The organism is Klebsiella sp. JN_Kp122, from assembly GCF_040062085.1.
Taxonomy (GTDB): domain Bacteria; phylum Pseudomonadota; class Gammaproteobacteria; order Enterobacterales; family Enterobacteriaceae; genus Klebsiella; species Klebsiella aerogenes.
The window spans coordinates 214,356-226,701 of sequence record NZ_JBEAHW010000001.1; the positions used below are offsets into that span (position 1 = coordinate 214,356).

Below are 12,346 nucleotides of genomic sequence, written 5' to 3' on the forward strand. Positions count from 1 at the left end.
TACCGCGGCGGTATTGTCGCCGCCGCGATGCGTTTCTCAGGAAATAAACAGACTCAGTAATAACACCATCAACAGACCCACCACCGAGTTGATTAGCTCCAGTAAGCCCCAGGTCTTAAAGGTATCGCGCATCGAGATACCAAACGTTTCCTTAAAGAGTAAAAAGCCGCCGTCATACATCAAAGTAATGGTATTACTACCACAGGCCACCGCCAGGCACATCAGCGCTGGATTAAGATGAAATGCGGTAACCATCGGCGAAACAATCCCTGCTGAAGTAATTGCCGCAACGGCGCCCTGGCCGGTAAGAATACGAATAATAGCGGTAATCAGCCAGGCGATAATAAACGGCGACAGCGGGACGTGGCTCATCATCGTAACGATATGGTCGCCGACGCCGGAATCGATAATAACCTGTTTGAGAATGCCGCCGGCGCTGATGACGAACAGGACGTTGGCAATTCTGGCGACCGAGTCCGTGACGCAGTGGTTAACCTGAACGGCGTTCATACCGCGGCGGCAGCCGAGCAGCCAGATTGCGGCGCCGGTCGCCAACAGCATGCTAATTTCCGCGCTACCGAGGAACTGGAAGAATTTTCCCGCAGAAGAGGCCGCGCCAAACAGCGACTGAATCAGCGAAGACGCAATCATTAATATCGCGGGGATCAGCGGAATGGCAATGCTGACCGCAAACGACGGCAGCGCGTCGGCAGGTTTCTCCTCCTGCGGTTTAATCATGGCATTCAGCTTCATCTCGCGGATACCTGGAAGCCAGGCGGGTAACAGGATCCCCGCACAGAACAGCGCCGGGATGATCACGATAATGCCATACAGATAAACCTGAACAATATCCGCCTGGAAGGCGCTGACTAATGCAACCGGCCCCGGTTGTGGCGGGAATAAACTATGTCCCATGGTGGCGCCGACGACCGTCGGAATAACCAGTTTCATCCACGGGATATTGGCTTTGCTGGCGATGTTAAGAACCAGCGGCATAGCAATCAAAAACGCCACTTCATAAAACATGGCAATGCCGAAGATAACGCCGATAAACATCAAGCCGACCGCCAGATAACGGGTACCGCAACGCCTGATGACCGTATCGGCGATCTGCTGGCTGGCGCCGGATTCAGTCATAAATTTGCCGATGATAGCGCCGAATATAATGATCAGCGCCAGGTGTCCCATTATTCCGCCCAGTCCTTGCTGAACCATCGAGACGATTTTATCGAGGGGCACGCCTTCCATAACGGCGACGAACAGGCCGGCAATTAATAAGGCGAAAATATTGTGAACTTTGTATTTCAGATTCATGATGACCAGTAGCGCAATACCGACCACCACCCATAGCAGAGCCAGGGCTGGAGACATGGCATCCTCCCAACAGAGATTTTATTATTTTCAGTGCCGGAGAGTTCCGGCACCTGGGTGACGAGCGGATCAGGCGTGCTGGTTTTCCAGCGCTTCCCATAATCCCAGTAAGTAAGTGGCGCCGAGCGCGCGATCGTATAAGCCGTATCCCGGACGGCCGGTTTCTCCCCAGATAAAACGGCCATGATCGGGGCGAATATAGCCGTCGAAGCCGTTGTCGTGCAGCGCCTGCATCACCCGGTACATATCGAGCGAGCCATAGCGGGTAGGGTGCGCCGATTCGTAGAAATCTTTGTCTTTTATGATTTTAATATTTCTGACATGAGCGAAATGAATGCGCCCGCGCTGGCTGAATTCCGCGAGGATTTGATAAACATTATTTTGCGGCTCCTCGGCAATAGAGCCGGTACATAAGGTAATCCCGTTTGCCGGTGAATCCACCGCGCGACACAACCAGTCGAGATCGTCGCGGTTTTTAATAATGCGCGGCAGACCAAAAATAGAGTACGGCGGATCGTCAGGATGAATGGCCATTTTCACGCCGACCTCTTCGCAGACCGGGATAATTTTCTCCAGGAAATAGAGCAGATTTTCTCGCAGTTTGTCATCATCGACCGCTTTATAGCTGTCGAATAACGTCTGTACCTGCGCTAAACGTTCGGGCTCCCAGCCCGGCAGGGCATAGCCGTTGGCGTTGCTGAGCACTTCCGCAACGACCTGTTCCAGCGTTTTATCGATGCCGGCTTTTTCAAAAGCCATCGTTAGCGAACCGTCCGCCAGCCGGTAGTTCATGTCGGTTTTCATCCAGTCGAAAACCGGCATAAAGTTGTAGCAGATGACCTTAACGCCAAAGGCGGCGAGGTTACGGATCGTTTGCTGATAGTTGGCGATATAGCGCTCGCGCTCCGGCAGCCCGATTTTAATCGCGTCGTGAATATTCACGCTTTCGATAACTTCCATCGTCAGACCGTTAGCGTGGGCCTGCTCGACTAACGCCTTAATTTTCTCCCGTGGCCAGACTTCGCCAACCGGTACGTCGTACAGCGCGCCGACCACACCTTCCACTCCAGGAACCTGACGGATCTGCTCAAGAGTGACTTTATCTTCGTCTGGCCCAAACCAGCGCATCGTCATTTGCATGAAAACTTTTCCTTACCGCGTTGTTTGTAGTCTACTACCATACAAGTTAGATTAAGGATAACGACAATGCGGAGAGGGGGACATGATCGAACTCACAAAACCATACATCGGATGAATTGCACACGCTGACGTAATGCTCATTACAAGATGCGTAAAATCGGGTAAAGGGGGCGGTTAACGTGGCGGCATCAGGTAGAATTACTATGCTTAGAGACGAAGTCTCTTTTTTAAGTCGTTAATTTTGTTTGTATGGAGAGTGTATGGGTTTCTGGAGAATCGTATTTACTATCATCCTGCCGCCGCTGGGCGTACTGCTGGGTAAAGGCTTCGGCTGGGCATTCATTCTGAATATAATTCTGACCTTGCTGGGCTATATTCCTGGCCTTATTCACGCCTTCTGGGTACAAACCCGCGATTAATTCCTGTCAATAATTTAGCGGCGCATTCGCGCCGCTATCGTTCATAGCGTGAAGCTTCAGCGATTAGATTTTAGCGTGCCTTTCAGCCCATGCGGTTCTGAACGCAGGTATTGCGGCGGCACGCTAACCTGGGCCCCCAGAGCCGCCGCAGCCTGCCACGGCCAGTGTGGGTTGTAGAGCGCTGCGCGGGCGATGGCAATCAGATCGGCGTCGCCGTTTTGCAGTGCATCTTCAGCCTGCTGCGGTTCGGTAATCAACCCTACGCCAATGACCGGAACGTTGATCTGCTGGCGGATTTCATGGGCGAACGGTAACTGATAGCCAGGACCGACCTGAATCGCCTGCTGCGGCGACAACCCGCCGCTGGAGACGTGAATATAGTCGCAACCCAGCGCTTCAAGCTGCTGGCTAAAGACGATGGATTGCGCCGTATCCCAACCACCGTCCACCCAGTCTGTCGCCGAAAGCCGTACGCCGACGGCGATATTTTCGCTGACCGCCTCCCGTATTGCCTGGAAAACCTCCAGCGGGAAACGTAAGCGGTTTTCCAGCGAACCGCCGTATTCATCTGTTCGCTGGTTGCTCAGCGGCGAGAGGAATTGGTGCAACAGATAGCCGTGGGCGGCATGCAGCTCTATCAGTTCAATTCCCAGGCGTTCAGCGCGCCGCGCGCTATCAACAAAGGCTTGTTTAAGCCGCGCCAGATCGTCATGGCTCAGCGCTTTCGGCGCCCGGTCGCCGTCATGAAATGCCAGCGCGGATGGAGCGACGGTTTGCCAGCCGCCGTTATCCAACGCCAACTGACCGCCGCCAAGCCAGGGGGCAGCGACGGAGGCTTTGCGCCCGGCATGCCCCAGCTGGATACCGATGCGGGTTGTTGAATAGGCGCGAACATCTTCCAGTACCCGGTACAGGGCGGCTTCGGTTTCATCATCCCACAGGCCGACGTCCGCCGGGGAGATGCGACCCGCGGGCTCAACGGCGCTGGCTTCAATAATCACCAAACCGGCGCCGGAAAAAGCCAGCTGTCCAAGATGAATGCGGTGCCAGGCGGTTGCCTTGCCGTTTTCGGCGGAGTACTGACACATCGGGGCGATGACAATCCGGTTTTCCAGCGCCAGTTTACCAATTCGCGCAGGGCTAAATAGTTGACTCATATGTACCTCGTAAGCGTTGTGCTACCTGATAACCTGTAGTTGTAACATGCCTGGATGGCGGTCTCTTTTCCGTTGTTGCGCTTAAGACGCGGTTAGTCGTTATTCGCATGCTGATGGATCACCACTCTTCATGACTGAACCACAGCTTGCGCCGGCGGCCGCTGGCCTGCTGTGAAACCGATCTCGCCATCGCGGCGCCGATTTCCGCGCTGGCGACGAGGCCCTGAACGAAAGGGCGGTCATGCATCAACCACGGCAGCGCGCCGAAGGCAATGCGGCCGCGAGCGCACGCCGGCGCCTGCAGGGTGTAATCATCACCGATATCCGGGATCTCATCACCGCAGGCGAGAAGTTGCTGGCGCAGCGTCGGGAAAGGGATGTCTTTACTCTTCAGCGCCTTTTGGCCTCTGGCGTCAATAAAGACGTCAAATTCGCTGCGTTGGTTGTGATGGTGAATGACCGTCCGTTGTGGTTGAACTTCCAGTTGATAATCGGCCCCGAGCGGCAAAATACTAATCACCCCGGCCTCACGCAGCGCCAGCAGGCGGCGAATCGATTCCGATGGAATGGCCGCGTAATTATCGATAAATACCCGGGCGAGCCCTGTTTTAAAGCGTTCGCGGTCGCGTTCGTTAAGATGCGGCGTAATCATCTCAATCACTTCATGCAATCGCAGAATGGTATACCGCCACGGCACGGTATGCTGTTGTTGTTTGTTGCGTTCCACTTCCTGCAAATTGGCTTGCGCCCAGGCAAAGGGATCGTGTCGTTTTCTGTCGATAAACCAGGCGTCGCTGAACGTATCCGCGGTGAGCTGGCGTAAGCCTATCTGCTTACACCAGTGCGGCGCGGCGAGTTCCAGCTCCCTGACGATAAGCTGGAATACGCGATCCAGCAATCCCTCGCTCCCCTCAGCGATGGCCGTTTCCAGCCTCTGATGGGTGACAATTTCCAGCGGTTCATAGGGGATAGGACAGTAGAAATCTGCCTCGGGCAGGATGCCGTTTCGCGACATCAGGGTGATATGGAGTTTATGACTCACGTCATTAAGCCGAAAATGGACGCTCTCATCAGCGTCAGTCGTAAAATGGCCATGCTGAATGACGACGGCGACGGCAGCATCAATGCCGCTGAGTGAAGTCCCCATGATACCGACCCGGCAGGGGGCTATCTGCGCCTGCATCAAACCGCTCCAGGGGCTGGGATAATATTCGCGGGAAGAATCATCGTCCTGCGGCCAGAGATGACCGGTGGCGATAACGGCAAAATCCGCGCGTTCCGCTGTGGGCGCGTGATTAATCCACAGTTTGACGCCATCCTGTTCCGCCTGGAGATCGGTAACCTCGCAGGATTCGCGCACGCTAACTTTGAAACCCGCTAACCTGGCTTTCTCCAACAGCGCCAGGAACCGATCGCGATAATAGTCGCCGAGGATCACGCGCGGTAAAAATTGCCGCTCATGTAAGGCCTCACGCTCAATGCCATACCGGCTGAGCCAGTTTTCGCTCTGATTTTGTAGCCACGTCAGATAGGTAATATAGATGGGGGGGATTTCGATACTGGCGATATTCGCCAGCATTTGCGCTGAGTTATGCTCATCGTTATAAGGCATGCCGACGCCAGCCTCTTCACCCTGCTCGTAGAGCACTATCTCCAGCGGCTCACCCCGTTCAACCAGGGAATGAAAAGTATAGATCCCGGTCGGCCCAACGCCGACAATCGCCACTTTCTTCATCGTTATCCTTCCTTTGGTGTGGTTCCCGAACTGAAAGATAAGTGTGGTAGAGAAAATGACGAAAGGTGGAGTTATTTAGGCAACGCGAGGAAAAGTGTGCGTTCCTGGGTGGTGGAGGCTTTGAATCCGTGGTGTAAATAGAATCTTTTCGCGCTATCGGTCAGGGCATGGACCATCAGGGCACGTACGCCAACATTTTCGGCAACGCGATAACTGCGTAACAGCGCATCATGGAGTAAATCAGCTCCCAGCCCCTGTCCGTGATACGCGCAGTCGATCGCCAGGCGGGCGAGAATGATGACCGGGATAGGATCGGGCATATTGCGCCGCAGGCCGCCAGTGGCTTCCGTGTGATTAACGCTGCCGGTTGCTAACGAATAAAACCCCACCACCTGATGGCTCTCTTCCTTGCAGACCACAAAGGTTCTCGCGGCGCCCTGAGCCTGGTTTTTCAATCCTCGCTGTTTCAGCCATTGATCGAGAACCGTTTCTCCACAACAAAATTCCGCGATCTGATGGTGTGAAGATAGCGGTGCAGGCGCGCTTATTTTTCCCATTGTGGTTTTCTCGCCAGCAATTTATCGAGAGCGGGGTTAGCTTCAACCGGCGCATCCAGCATGTCGATAAATTCGGCGTATTGCTCATCGCTTAAGTTAAACACCCGGCGGTCGAGAATGACGTTTTCTGCCGCCTGGCAGGCCATCTCAAGAATAAAGTCGGTCCGTGATTTGTGCAGAATTTCGGCAGCCGCATCAATCAGCGCCCGCTGGGACTCCTTCGCCCGGATGTTGAGTTGGATATCTGATTTCATCTTCTTTTCCCGTATAGCAATTGGTATACAGCTCATTGTAGAACAGGTGTATAGCAAATGCTATACATTCTGTCTGCACGGTCTATCAGGGGACATATACTTAATTTGAAACAAATTAGCATGCTAATTAACTTGCAGCCATACGATTATTGGGTGTATTTAACATATGAGTAACTTAAGAAACTTTACATTTACATATGCAGTTGGCCCCGCATGTTCTTTCGGCTAGCTGCTACATCTCCAGGCCGCTGTGCCAGGATAGGGATAACACGATGTTAGGCTGGACTTCACTACAGCGCAATGCCGCCATTGCCAGCTTCTTAAGCTGGACACTTGATGCCTTCGATTTTTTCCTCCTCGTCTTCTTACTGAGTGACATTGCCCAGACGTTTCATGTTGGGCTGGAAAAGGTCACGCTGGCGATACTACTGACGCTTGCCGTACGGCCTATCGGCGCGCTTATTTTTGGCCGGCTCGCCGAGAAATATGGCCGTAAGCCGATCCTGATGTTGAATATCATCTTCTTTTCGATTTTCGAGTTGCTGTCTGCTGCGGCGCCATCATTAACGATTTTTCTGGTCTTAAGAGTGCTGTATGGCGTGGCGATGGGCGGTATTTGGGGCGTGGCGTCGTCGCTGTCAATGGAAACCATTCCGGACCGTTCCCGTGGACTAATGTCGGGAATTTTCCAGGCCGGTTATCCGTTTGGCTATCTGATTGCCGCCGTCGCTTATGGGCTGCTATTTGAATTACTCGGCTGGCGCGGGATGTTTGTCATCGGCGCTGCGCCTATTTTGCTGCTGCCGTTTATCTGGTTCTGCGTGCAGGAGTCACCGGTATGGCTGGCGTCACGAGAGAGAAAGGAAAGCACGGCGCTGCTGCCGGTACTGAAAACGCACTGGAAACTATGCTGCTATCTGGTGGTACTGATGGCAGCGTTCAACTTCTTTTCCCACGGTACCCAGGACCTGTATCCGGTATTTTTGAAAGTGCAGCATGGCTTTGAGCCGAAAACGATCAGTATTATCGCGGTCACTTACAATATTGCATCGATCATCGGCGGGGTGCTGTTCGGTTCGCTTTCCGAGAAGATTGGTCGTAAAAAGGCCATTATAACCGCCTCGTTGCTGGCGCTACCGGTTATCCCGCTGTGGGCATTCGCTAGCGGTTCACTGATGTTGGGAATCGGCGCATTCCTGATGCAGTTCATGGTTCAGGGCGCCTGGGGCGTGGTCCCGACCTATCTGAATGAACTGGTTCCAGCGAATACCCGGGCGGTGCTGCCGGGCTTTGTGTATCAACTGGGTAATCTTATTGCTTCGGTTAATGCGACTTTGCAGGCCACGATCGCGGAACATCATGGTCAGAACTATGGACTGGCGATGGCAATTGTTGCCGGTACGGTAGCGATCATTATCGCGATCCTGACCTTCTTTGGTCAAGAAAGTCGGGCGAAGAAGATAAGCGGGGCGGTTGGGCAAAACGCCATGCAGCATGTGAGTCGGTAATGCTCTGTGGCTGAAAGAAAACTGGCGCTTGAAGATCAAGTCGCCAGTTTTTTATTATGCGTGGTCTGGTTGCCAGGCCTGAATAGATTCAGTCATCGGCTTACAAAATCCCATGTTTCCTCCAGGAATAGCACTGTTATCGAGAGACATGATCATTTTGGCCGCATCGGGGCCGTCATTAAGTTGGCAGATAACTCCATAAGCAGAGGCTGGTTGAAAACCAAAGCGAGGGTAATAGTCAGGATGTCCCAGTACGGTCATGAGTTTCTCGCCAGCGTCGCGTGCGGCTTCGATAATCGCAATGACTAGGGCGCTGCCAATACCCACCTCTTGATATGCCGGATGTACCGACACTGGGGCTAACGTAACCGCCGGATGTAAACCCACACTGGCTCGCGTGCAAACGGCATGCCCCACGATTGTTCCTTGCTTATCTCTCGCAACCAGTGAAAGAGTCGGGATCCAGGCGGCGTCCTCTCTCAGCTTATTCACCAGCAATGCCTCTTCGGCTGAGCCAAAAGCCTCAATAATGACCTGTTGAACCAGGGGAATATCCTGGGGGCGTTCAATATCAATATTTATCATAATAAATTACCATGTGGTTGTAGATTGGCGGCCATGGCTCGATTGAACGTTCTGGAATGAGATTACTGGGGGAGACGTGGAGGCGAGACGCCATTCATGCTGTTTACAATCCGTAATCATCATGCACTAAAACGTACCAATACAAAGCGTTGGCATATATGTTTAAGCGCGGTGTAATCAGCCACCCCAGAATCGAAAGGGCATACCGATTATCAGATGATTACATTCTCCAGCATCAATACCTCTGTTGCGATGAGTTATAAAACACGCGAATGATAACACAACCCATCATTAACCACTACATGAGTGTGGGCTTGGGGAAGCATTCTCTAAAGCATAAATATATCGCGGATAACCTCTGGCGATCCGCGATGACCCATATCAGTGACTACTGACGAGCCCAGTTAACTGGCGTTCAGTTCATTTTCAACCGATTGCAACCCGGCAATCGCGCAGGCTTCGTCAAAATTTCCCCCCGGCGCGCCGCCGACGCCAACCGCGCCAATGACCTGATTGCCCATCTTAACCGGCACTCCGCCAGCTAATAGCAGAAAACCGGGTATATCGCGCAGGTTCGCGGCTCCGGCGTTGGACTGAGAACCTTTCATGACATTGCTGGTGGCATTTTTAGTGGTTAGCGCGGTGAATGCTTTCATGCGGCTGGCTTCGACGGTGTGTGGGCCGGCATTATCCATTCTCTTCATTAATAGCGGCGTACCGGAACGGTCGACCAGCGTGACGGCGACGTTATAGCCGTCTTTGGCGCAGGCCTGTAGCGTACTTTGCGCGATTTTATTCGCGAGCTCCACTGACAAATTTTTCTGGCTGAGAACGCCCGTTGCGGCGCTGGCGGTCGTGACCAGGCTGCCGAGCAGGATGGCGCTAAGAAGGATACGTTTCATGGTGATGCTCCGTCGTATTGAGTGGCGATAGGCCAATACTAGGGGGTAGGGAGCATGGCGACTATTGCCGCGAATACCGAACGTACCAGGTATTTTTACTTAGAACCACTGGCGATATCAGCATAAACCTTCAACAATTTGGGCAGCGAGTTAACTTCAAGTTTGCTAAAAATATTGGCGCGATGCGCTTCGACGGTACGCGGCGATAGCGAGCATAAACGGGCGATTTCTTTACTGGAGTAGCCCTGGAGCAGCTGCTGGAGCATTTCATGCTCACGGGCGGTAAGGGTGGCGAGTTTTTCCTGCAGCGGCAGTAATATTTGTTGTCGTTCGAGATGCGCTTTTTGCTGCGCCATCGCTTCGCCGACCACTTCGAATAACAGGTCGGCATCAATGGGTTTGGTTAAAAATTCAAAGGCGCCATTTTTGAAGGCGCGACGACATAAATCAATATTACCGTGCCCGGTCATAATAATAACCGGCAAGGTTAGACCTAGCTGGCGCCACTCATCGAGCAGCGTCAGCCCGGTTTTCCCCGGCATGCGGATATCCAGCAGCATACAGCCGGTTAATTCGGCTAGATTCCCTGCCTGATGTTGAAAAGCGTGTGCGCTATCAAACGCCTGCGTCTGCCAGCCAACGGTTGAGAGCAGCAGACTTAATGAATCGCGTATTGCCGCATCGTCATCAATTAACCAGATGTACTGCTCCATTACTTCTCCTCATTGCGCAGCGGAAACCATAACCGGAAGCAAGCGCCTTGTCCGGTGATATTGCTCGCTTCTATCTTGCCATTAAGACGCTGAACAAGGGTATCCGCAAGGGCCATGCCGAGTCCCACACCATCAGTACGGGTGGTATAAAACGGTATAAAAACCTGCTCCAGCGCTTCAGATGATAACCCTGGTCCGCCATCAGTAAGAGTTAAAGCGATACCGTTATTTACCCGCACGGCTTGCAGATGAATCCACGCGCTACCTGGAACATTTATGCTTTGTGCCTGAATGGCATTGCTAACGATATTATGCAGTATTTGCTCTACCCACAGCGGCGGCGCAGGAAGCGCGGGTAGGTCCGACGGAAAATGGCTGGAGATACGAACTTTACCGGCGCGGATCTCATTATCCAGTAATTCGCACACGCGTAGCCACAGCGACGGAAGGTCCACCGGCTGATATTCGGCGCGCTTGCTGGTTAGCTTAAGACGAAACTGGCTGAGCAGGGCGTCAATGCGTTTTATCTGCAACACTGAGGCCTCAAGCAGTTCGGGGATCTTTACGGGATCGTTTTTTTTAATCAGGCGCACTGCCGCCTGGTTATAGCTCATAATGGCGGTTAAAGGTTGATTAAGCTCATGCACGATACCAGCGGCCAGCTCGCCCATGGTGTTAAGGCGAGTCAGTTCGCCATAGCGGGTGCGTAGATCGGCGATATCCCGTCGGCGTTTATTGGTTCGATACTGATTAACAAGATAGATAATCACCGCCCAGAACAGTGCCGGTGAAAGTATCAGCCACCACGGCAGTTGATGCCATTGCGGGTTATCACCTGCGCTAATGAGCAGAGGTTGTGTTGGGCTGGCGACAGTTTTCTCCCAGCGCCACCAGGTGTTGGTAGATGCGGTACCGTCCTCAAACAACGTGGTACCGTCCCAACGAATGGCAAGATGTTTGAATGTCTTTTTCTCATTGAGACTGTTAAGTAGGGTGTTCAAATCAATCAGCAGAGAGATGCCCGGAAGATTCAGCCAGTAGCGTGCGGGGCTTTGCGCGACGATGGGGCGTCGCGGCTCCAGGGAATCATAGCGCCGCCATTGCACGATCTGCGGCAGGATCTGCTGGACTTCGGCGGCATTTTGACCGGACGGAAGCAGGGGGATGATGGCATCGTGCTGCGACACCTTTACCGTGATTTCGCGATACAGGATGCGGAAGTCGGCGGAGCGCGCGTCATATTGCTGTTGAAGAAACCAGGCGCCAAGCCCCGTTGCGCTTAGCAGTGTAAGTGTGAGCCAGCAGAGGATTTTTATCATACTGTATTTTTTACATGATGTTTTAATTGCCAGCGCCAAATTCGATTATGCAAATAAAATGCTGAGGTTTTTACAAACATAACACTGTTAACGAGTTTGATGCTGCCAGCGCTAAATAATACACCAACCAAAGCGCTTATAAGCAAGCCGGCATGCCCGCCAAATATGAATACCAAAGTGAATGCGTAAATAAGATTTCCCGCGGCTAGCGCGGCGGTCAGGAAAATTAGAACCAGATAAAACTTAAGCGCAGCCAGAAAACCTCGAGAGAACAGCGTCATCGACGGGAAGATCAGCAGACAGTAGAGTAAACCTGTGGGGATGATACCAGCAAAAACAGCATGCGCGGGCCAGGAAAACCATTGAAAGATGGCCCCCCAAAGCGTTATCTGCGGCATAGCGAAACTTGCCACGCTTAACAACGCGCTTGAGATAAAAGGCACACCTGCGGTATGCAAACCGACAGACGTTCCCATACGCTCCATCAAGTCCATTTTCGCGGACTCTAGCTGCTTAGGATCCCGCTCCTTTATTCTTTGCTCAACGATGGTACCCAGTTTGAGACTGTCATTAATATATTTCATTACGCCGTGCATTAGCGCCCTAATGGTTTATCTGATACGCATAGTACAACTTAGAGGTAGGCTTTAACAATTTTATTGTGCGGCGATAAAAAATGAAAACGT

At 52.7% G+C, this 12,346-nt stretch carries 13 protein-coding genes; 2 read left to right on the plus strand and 11 right to left on the minus strand.

From position 1 onward, the window contains the following. Positions 1–36: 36 nt before the first annotated feature. Both ABLU78_RS01085 and uxuA read right to left on the minus strand, forming a co-directional pair. Positions 37–1,371, minus strand: a complete 1,335-nt coding sequence (locus tag ABLU78_RS01085) for a gluconate:H+ symporter (RefSeq protein WP_047056804.1) — start codon at positions 1,369–1,371, stop codon at positions 37–39. 69 nt (positions 1,372–1,440) lie between these two features. Beyond that, positions 1,441–2,511: a mannonate dehydratase gene (uxuA, locus tag ABLU78_RS01090; RefSeq protein WP_020078888.1), complete on the minus strand. Its 1,071-nt coding sequence runs from the start codon at positions 2,509–2,511 to the stop codon at positions 1,441–1,443. A 260-nt stretch (positions 2,512–2,771) separates the two neighbouring features. Here uxuA and ABLU78_RS01095 point away from each other — a divergent pair, with 260 nt between their 5' ends. Next, positions 2,772–2,930 (plus strand): YqaE/Pmp3 family membrane protein, encoded by a 159-nt coding sequence (locus tag ABLU78_RS01095; protein WP_002903230.1) that lies wholly within the window; start codon positions 2,772–2,774, stop codon positions 2,928–2,930. Between the two features lie 56 nt (positions 2,931–2,986). Here ABLU78_RS01095 and ABLU78_RS01100 read toward each other — a convergent pair whose 3' ends face one another. From ABLU78_RS01100 to ABLU78_RS01115, 4 genes are all read right to left on the minus strand, one after another. Next, complete coding sequence (locus ABLU78_RS01100) at positions 2,987–4,087, minus strand: NADH:flavin oxidoreductase/NADH oxidase (protein ID WP_015705363.1); 1,101 nt, start codon at positions 4,085–4,087, stop codon at positions 2,987–2,989. A 118-nt stretch (positions 4,088–4,205) separates the two neighbouring features. Then, positions 4,206–5,822, minus strand: coding sequence for an FAD-NAD(P)-binding protein (locus tag ABLU78_RS01105; protein WP_045387812.1), 1,617 nt, complete (start codon positions 5,820–5,822; stop codon positions 4,206–4,208). 71 nt (positions 5,823–5,893) lie between these two features. Further along, positions 5,894–6,379, minus strand: coding sequence for a GNAT family N-acetyltransferase (locus ABLU78_RS01110; RefSeq protein WP_015705365.1), 486 nt, complete (start codon positions 6,377–6,379; stop codon positions 5,894–5,896). Then, a complete protein-coding gene (locus ABLU78_RS01115) occupies positions 6,367–6,633 on the minus strand; it encodes a DUF1778 domain-containing protein (protein ID WP_015705366.1) in 267 nt (88 codons plus the stop codon). Before ABLU78_RS01115 ends, ABLU78_RS01110 begins: the two co-directional genes overlap by 13 nt. A 272-nt stretch (positions 6,634–6,905) precedes the next feature. Between ABLU78_RS01115 and ABLU78_RS01120 the strand changes: the two genes are divergently transcribed. Next, complete coding sequence (locus tag ABLU78_RS01120) at positions 6,906–8,141, plus strand: MFS transporter (RefSeq protein ID WP_045387815.1); 1,236 nt, start codon at positions 6,906–6,908, stop codon at positions 8,139–8,141. Positions 8,142–8,195: 54 nt separating this feature from the next. On the opposite strand, the gene ABLU78_RS01125 is transcribed toward ABLU78_RS01120, so the two are convergent. The 5 genes from ABLU78_RS01125 to ABLU78_RS01145 form a co-directional block, all read right to left on the minus strand. After that, complete coding sequence (locus tag ABLU78_RS01125; protein ID WP_045387819.1) at positions 8,196–8,726, minus strand: N-acetyltransferase; 531 nt, start codon at positions 8,724–8,726, stop codon at positions 8,196–8,198. 404 nt (positions 8,727–9,130) lie between these two features. Continuing rightward, positions 9,131–9,628: a heme-binding protein gene (locus ABLU78_RS01130; RefSeq protein ID WP_045360838.1), complete on the minus strand. Its 498-nt coding sequence runs from the start codon at positions 9,626–9,628 to the stop codon at positions 9,131–9,133. 95 nt (positions 9,629–9,723) lie between these two features. Then, on the minus strand, positions 9,724–10,341 hold the full coding sequence (locus ABLU78_RS01135; RefSeq protein WP_045360840.1) for a response regulator: 618 nt from the start codon (positions 10,339–10,341) through the stop codon (positions 9,724–9,726). Then, positions 10,341–11,660 (minus strand): ATP-binding protein, encoded by a 1,320-nt coding sequence (locus ABLU78_RS01140; RefSeq protein WP_032711623.1) that lies wholly within the window; start codon positions 11,658–11,660, stop codon positions 10,341–10,343. Before ABLU78_RS01140 ends, ABLU78_RS01135 begins: the two co-directional genes overlap by 1 nt. Further along, the gene (locus tag ABLU78_RS01145; protein WP_116328448.1) at positions 11,657–12,244 is read right to left on the minus strand and encodes a hypothetical protein; all 588 of its coding nucleotides are present in this window, start codon (positions 12,242–12,244) and stop codon (positions 11,657–11,659) included. The genes ABLU78_RS01140 and ABLU78_RS01145 overlap by 4 nt, the downstream gene beginning before the upstream one ends. Between the last annotated feature and the right edge of the window lie 102 nt (positions 12,245–12,346).